General features: G+C 59.6%; 6 protein-coding genes. All 6 read left to right on the plus strand.

Annotation, left to right across the window (positions count from 1 at the left end; translation table 11 throughout):
* Positions 1-17: 17 nt before the first annotated feature.
* Entirely contained in the window at positions 18-2,561 is a 2,544-nt protein-coding gene (locus HYZ49_15590) for a tetratricopeptide repeat protein (protein MBI3243707.1), read from the plus strand.
* 123 nt (positions 2,562-2,684) lie between these two features.
* Positions 2,685-3,110: an ester cyclase gene (locus HYZ49_15595; GenBank protein ID MBI3243708.1), complete on the plus strand. Its 426-nt coding sequence runs from the start codon at positions 2,685-2,687 to the stop codon at positions 3,108-3,110.
* Positions 3,111-3,152: 42 nt separating this feature from the next.
* On the plus strand, positions 3,153-3,569 hold the full coding sequence (locus tag HYZ49_15600) for an ester cyclase (GenBank protein MBI3243709.1): 417 nt from the start codon (positions 3,153-3,155) through the stop codon (positions 3,567-3,569).
* A gap of 100 nt (positions 3,570-3,669) precedes the next feature.
* Complete coding sequence (locus HYZ49_15605) at positions 3,670-4,095, plus strand: SRPBCC family protein (GenBank protein MBI3243710.1); 426 nt, start codon at positions 3,670-3,672, stop codon at positions 4,093-4,095.
* A gap of 1 nt (position 4,096) precedes the next feature.
* Positions 4,097-5,923: a hypothetical protein gene (locus tag HYZ49_15610; protein ID MBI3243711.1), complete on the plus strand. Its 1,827-nt coding sequence runs from the start codon at positions 4,097-4,099 to the stop codon at positions 5,921-5,923.
* Positions 5,901-6,740 carry a PEP/pyruvate-binding domain-containing protein gene (locus HYZ49_15615; protein ID MBI3243712.1) on the plus strand — a complete coding sequence of 280 codons (840 nt, stop codon included), beginning with the start codon at positions 5,901-5,903 and terminating at the stop codon, positions 6,738-6,740. The genes HYZ49_15610 and HYZ49_15615 overlap by 23 nt, the downstream gene beginning before the upstream one ends.
* Positions 6,741-6,850 lie beyond the last annotated feature (110 nt).

Below are 6,850 nucleotides of genomic sequence, written 5' to 3' on the forward strand. Positions count from 1 at the left end.
TGCATTAGAATAGCGGCATGGCGAGTCCACGCGAAGCGCCAGCCAAGATTATCGATTCCCTGGCGTTGCCCGCTCCCCTCACACCTCTCCTCGGGCGCAAGCAAGAGACTACGACTCTGCGCCTACTACTACGTCATCCAGAAGTGCGCCTGCTCACACTCACCGGCCCCGGCGGGGTAGGCAAAACCCGCCTGGCCCTACATGTCGCCGCTGGCCTCGCCGCTGATCCTTCGGCTGAGTTTCGGGAAGAGACAAGTTTTGCCGACGGTGTGGCCTTTGTCTCCCTTGCCCCCATCACCGACCCTGACCTCGCCCTTCCCACCATTGCTCACGCGTTGAACTTGCGCGAAGAAGGCAAACAATTACCCCTCGATCGCCTCCGCCTGCACCTGCAAGACAAACAACAATTGCTCCTGCTTGACAACTTCGAGCAGGTGATAGAGGCGGCATCACAAGTAGCTGACCTGCTGGCGGCCTGCCCCGACCTCAAAATTCTGGTCACCAGCCGCGAAGTGTTGCGCGTGCACGGCGAACATGAATTTGCCGTGCCTCTGCTGACCCTCCCCGACCTCCGACGCATCGCTCAAGCCAAGACCGGCCTAGCCTCGGTGCTGGCTAACAATCCGGCGATAATGCTCTTCGTCGAGCGCGCCCGGGCCGTCTACCCCAACTTCCAACTCGCCGACGACAACGCGCTGGCTATCGCTGAGATTTGCGCCCGCCTCGACGGCTTGCCACTGGCGATTGAACTGACGGCGGCGCGCATTAAACTGTTTACGCCACAAGCATTGCTCTCTCACCTGCACACCGCAGGCCCGGCATCGTTGCAATTGCTGGCCGGCGGGGCACGCGATATGCCCGCCCGGCAACAAACCTTGCGAAACACGATCCAATGGAGTTACGACTTGTTGGACGTGAACGAACAAGCCTTGTTCCGGCGGTTGAGTGTATTTGCAGGCGGGTTCAGCCTGGCGACGGCGGAAGCGGTGATCAACTCTCAATTGCCGCTGAATGATGATCAGCCGCCGATGACAGTCCTCGACACGCTCACCTCTCTCACCGACAAAAGCCTCCTCCAGCACCAGACCGTGAACGGCGAGCCGCGCTTCTCCATGCTGACGATGATGCGTGAATTCGGCGCGGAGCAACTTGAACTCGCTGGAGAAGCCGCCGTGGTCCATCAGGTTCATACAACTTGCTACCTTCATCTGGCCGAAACCGCCGAACGCTATCTCGCAGGGCCGGAGCAAGAACGGTGGTTGGATCGGCTGGAGATGGAACACGACAACGTGCGAGCCGCCTTGCAGTGGTCGTTGGAGCACGGCGAAGCAGACGCGGAAGCGGCTCTGCGCCTGAGCAGCGCATTGGGCCGCTTCTGGGTCTTGCGCGGCTATTTGGGTGAGGGTGGGCACTGGCTGGATGAGGCGCTGGCATTGACCGGGCAGGTTGAGGTGGAACCGGCGATTCACGCGAAAGCCCTTCACAGCGCGGGCGTATTGGCTCATTATCAGGGCAACATTGGCCGAGGGGTGGCGCTCTGTGGCGAGAGTCTCGCGTCGTTCCGCGAATTGGGGGACAAAGCAGGCGCCGCCGCTGCCCTTCAATCGTTGGCCCAAGCCGTGATGCGCGGAGGACAATTCGCCCAGGCGCAGGCCTTGTTTGCCGAGAGCCTGACGCTTTGCCGTGAATTGGGCGACCAATGGGGCATCGCCCACGCGCTCGCCTATTTGGGGTTGATCCTTTTCTTGCAAGGCGAGTATGCATCTGCCCGATCACAAATTGAAGAAGGACTCGCGCTTCACCGCTCACTGGGCGATCCGCAGGCGATTGCTCAGGCCACCCAGTCCTTAGGTTGGGCAATGCTTGGTCTGGGAAACCTCTCGACAGCGTACACCTTGTTTACGGAGAGCCTGTCCATATGCCAGCGAGCGCGGGACAAGGCTGGAATAGGGCGGGCGTTGTATGCATTGGGTGAGGTAGCCCATCGGCAGGGTGACTATACAACAGCGCATGCTCGGCTGGACGAGGCGCTGGCAATTTTTATTGAGTTGGGCGACAAGTATCATCTCGTGGCATGTCTAAGCATTGTGATGAATCTGGCAATTCGGGCCGGACAATTTCGGCGGGCGGGGCAGCTCTTCGGCGCGAACGAGGCGCTAATGGGCGCAATGTTAAACGCCATGCCTGCCTATTTTCGTGACGCCTATCAGCGTGGACTGGAGACTGTGCGCGCTCGACTGGACCCGGCGACTCTGTCGTCGGCGTGGGCCGAAGGGCAGGCGATGACGGCCCGCGCGCTGGCAGGCGAATGGGAGCAACTCGTCGCCGCGCCTGAGCCGGAACCGACCGGCAAACCCTCCGCCAGGCCGGATGCGCTGACCGAGCGTGAGACCGACGTACTACGCCTGCTCGCTCAGGGCCTCAGCAATGCCCAAATTGCCGAACGACTCGTCGTCAGCCTCTTCACTGTCAAAGCCCACCTGCGTTCCATCTTTAGCAAGCTCGACGTTTCCTCCCGCACGGCGGCCGCCCGCTACGCTATTGACCACCAGCTCGTTTGAGCAATTCGGTCAATTCCGCCTATAGTTCTCCAAAATAGTTCGTTGGAACGATGCGCCCTAACCCCTAGCAAGGTATGCTGTCGGTAATCAATCGTTCCAATCAACCACAAGGAGATCAAACCCATGACAACCGAAACGAACAAAACCATTGTTCATCGCATCTTTGAAGAAGGCTTCAACCAGAACAAGCCCCGGGTGTGGGACGAGTTGATCGCCCCCAACTACGTCAACCACGACTTCCCCACTCCCGCCCCAGGCGCAGAGGGATTCAAAATGGTCGCGGGTATGTTCCTCACCGCTTTCCCCGACCTGCATGCTACCCTTGAGGGCACTGTGGCCGAAGGCGATCGAGTGGCGACGCGCGGCTACTTCACCGGCACCCACAAGGGCGAGTTCAATGGCATCCCCGCGACCGGCAAGTCAGTGAACGTGAAGTACATTGACGTTTGGCGGCTGGAGAACGGCAAAGCCGTAGAGAACTGGGTGCAGATGGATATGGCGGGCCTGATGCAACAACTGGGCGTGATGCCCGCCCCGGCCCAGGCCTAACTCTGATTCTCAACTTCTATCTTTATCGAGGAGGATACTCTCATGTCAACCGACCACAATAAAGCCATTGCTCGTAACCATTATCAGAACACCCGCAACCTGGAAGCCGCCTTTGAGCTGATTTCTCCGAATGTCGTGTTTCAGGCGCTGCCCGGGCTGCCTCCCACTTACGAGGGCTGGAAACAAGGTCATGCAATGTTCCTGGGCGCTTTCCCCGATCAGCAGGTGACTATCGAAGACGAAATTGCTGAAGGCGATACAGTGGTGACTCGTTGGACGTTCTCCGGCACTCACCAGGGCGCGCTGATGGGCATTCCGGCGACGGGCAAGCATGTGGCCGTCAAAGGAATTTCCGTTGACCGAATCGGCGACGGCAAGGTTGTCGAGCACTTGGCCCAGATCGATATGGTGAGCCTGATGCAGCAACTCGGGGCGATACCCGCGCCGCAAACCGCGTAGTCTTTTCAAGACAGTCTGAAGGCGAGTCGGCCACTCGCCCTCATCCCCTCTTCAATCGGCATTAGAATACTAACCGGCAGGGCCGGTAGGAGAATGAACCATGTTCAAGATTTCAGAGAGTTTCATCATCGAACGTCCTCCCATAGAAGTTTTCCCGATCGCCGCCGATCCCGACAATCAATTGAAATGGGATTCCGAGAATCTAAAAAAGGTCGAGAAGTTAACCGCCGGGCCGCTCGGCAGGGGCGCGCGCTATCGCGGATCGTTCAAAGGCATGGGCGTGGTCGAATACGACTACTCCGAATATGAGCCAGGCCGGCGTTTTGCGCACCATTCGGTGGTCGGCATGGGCGACATGCTCCATCTGCTCGAATTTGAAGCCGTGCCAGAAGGCACTCGACTCACGCAATCCATGATAGTCCAAACTAAGGGGTTGTGGACGCTGATGACGCCGTTCATGAAGACCATGATGAGAAATCGGATGCGCCTGGTGGCTTCTGAGATCAAGGCCTATCTCGTGAAATGACATGACTCGCTCCGCTCACCCGCCGTTTGCACCCGGCCAGCCTCTGCCTGTGTCGCCGACGTTTCCCCTCCAGTGGCGGCGCCCGGCTCAGGCCCGCCAGCTCTGGATTCAGGATCGGATGCACTATCCTGATCCGCTGCCGCCGTTATATGCCTCAGCGGGCGAAGGTTTGATCGCCCCGCCCTTCAACAAAGCGGCGGCGCGCTATGTTTTGCCCTTGCGCCTTTCGGCGTTGTGCGTCAACACCTATCTCTATCTCTCCTTCACACCAGAAGGCGCGCCGCCCGATTTTGTTCTCAAGGCAATGAATGGGTTGAGCCAGATCGCGCCGGGCGTGGTCAACAAGCTCATGAGCAAAGCGGCGGCGGACATGGCTAAAAAATACATGGCCGAACTGGAGCCGGTCCTGGCGCGACTCGGTGAGCACTGGACGGGGGAGTGGTGGCCGGAGTTGAAAAGTCATCTGGCCTATTGGGAGAACTTCGATCTGCGGGGAGCAACGACGCAAGGTCTCATCGCACATCTGGACGAGTCACTCAAGCGGTTGGCACGGACATGGGAGATACACTGGCTCATCGTTTTGCCGTCATTTCTGGCTATCAGCCTGTTTGAGGAGTTGTATCGCGACCTCTTTGGCCGTGAAGACACTCTTGGGGCGTATCGCCTCTTGCAGGGATTCGACAACAAGTTCTTGGAAGCCGATCGCGCGTTGTGGCAGTTGAGCCGTCAGGCACTCACCATGCCGAGGGCACGCGGCGTCCTGGCGTCGCGCGCCGCCGCCGATGCGATCCCTGCGCTCGTCGGTTCGCCCGAAGGCGACATCCTTCTCTCGGAACTGCGCCGCTACCTCAATGAATACGGCCAGCGCGGCAGCCGAGGCGACGGCCTGTGCGATGTGAGTTGGATCGAAGACCCGACGCCCGTTGTCAAGAGTCTCAAAGATTACATGACTCAGCCCGACCGTGACTTGGAGGCCGAGTTGAAAGCGCAGGCGGCCGAACGGGAGCAATGGGTCGCCCAGGCGCGGGAGCGGCTCAAGGGGTATCCGCCGCCCACTGTGGATCGGTTCGAGACGTTGCTGAAGGCGGCGCAGACCGCCGCTTTCCTGCACGAGGAACACAACTACTGGATCGATCAACGTTCGCAATATCAGTTGCGCCGCATCATCCTGGAGATTGGCCGCCGCTTTGCCAACGTTGGCGCCATCGCCAAACCAGACGATGCCTTCTATCTCACGTTAGACGAATTACGCGAGACGGTTGGCGCATTGCTCAATCACGATAGACGCGCATTGGTGCAGGAACGCCAGGCCGAGATAGAACGCTTCGGCACCGTCACCCCCCCGCCCTTCATTGGCGCGATGCCGCTGATGAAGCCGCCCGACGAGCCTTTTGGGCGCAGTTTGGGCAAAGTCTTTGGCGGCCCGCCCCTGCCAACGAATCATCGCGCCGCCGAGCCAGGCTTATTGCGAGGGAATGCGGCTTCACCCGGCGTCGCGCGTGGCCGCGCCCGAATTATCCGGTCGCTCGCCGAGGCTGATCAACTAAAGCCAGGTGAAGTACTGGTAGCTGAATCCACCCTGCCCCCGTGGACGCCATTATTTGCCACCACTTGCGCCGTCGTCACCGAGGTCGGGGGCGTCCTGAGTCACGCCGCCGTCGTCGCACGGGAATATCGCATTCCGGCTGTGGTTGGCACAGATTATGCGACGAGTACGTTCCACGATGGACAACTACTCGAAGTGGATGGAGATGCCGGCACTGTGCGCGTGGTTGTTGAGGAAGTTGATATTGAGGAAACTGAGCATGAACTTGCTCTGGTTGGGTGATCCCAAATCCTTTGATGTAGCCCTGGTAGGTGGCAAGGCGGCTAATCTCAGCCGCCTTGCCCGAATGTATCACCGCGTGCCGGATGGCTTCTCCCTGCCGGTGACGGTGATGGATGAGGCACATCCGCTTGACCTGCGGGATGAAATCACCGCCGCCATCTCCGACCTCATGGCCTGCCACAGTCTCCCCGACTTTATCGCCGCTGTGCGCTCTTCGGCGGTGGATGAGGATGGAGCAGGCGCATCCTTCGCGGGCCAGCACGAGACCTACCTCAACATCGTGGGCGCAGATGCCATCCTTCAGGCGGTGACACGTTGTTGGGAGTCGGCTTATTCAGAACGCGCACTAGAATATCGCCGCCAGCAGGGGCTGGCAGTGGAGCGGGTGCGGCTAGCCGTGCTGGTTCAGCAGTTGGTCGCGTCGGATGTGTCGGCGGTGGTGTTCAGTGCCAACCCGGTGACGGGCAATCGGGATGAAGTGCTGATCAACGCCAGTTGGGGGTTGGGCGAGAGCATCGTCGGCGGCACGGTCACGCCGGATACGTTCGTCGTGCGGAAATCAGATCTTGCGGTGACGAACCGGGTCATTGCCGACAAACAGCGCATGACGGTCTCCGCCCCGGGCGGCACGCATGAGGTGGACGTGCCGCGATTCTTACGCCAGCAAGCCGCCATCTCAGATGAGCAGACGGTGGAAATGACTCAACTTTCCCTCACGCTGGAAACGACGATGGGCTATCCGGTTGATATCGAATGTGCGTATGCAAATGGGGAGTTATATCTGTTGCAGTGCAGACCGATCACCACGCTGAAGTAATCACGACTCTTCTGCCATCTTCAACGCACTCTCAGGAAAATTGCTCTTAGCCCGCGTCCTCGCGAGCCCCTTCGGGCCAACCGCGTCCCACCGGGATGCTTCGCGAAGGA

Source organism: Chloroflexota bacterium (genome assembly GCA_016197225.1).
In the GTDB taxonomy this organism is placed as follows: Bacteria; Chloroflexota; Anaerolineae; order Anaerolineales; family VGOW01; genus VGOW01.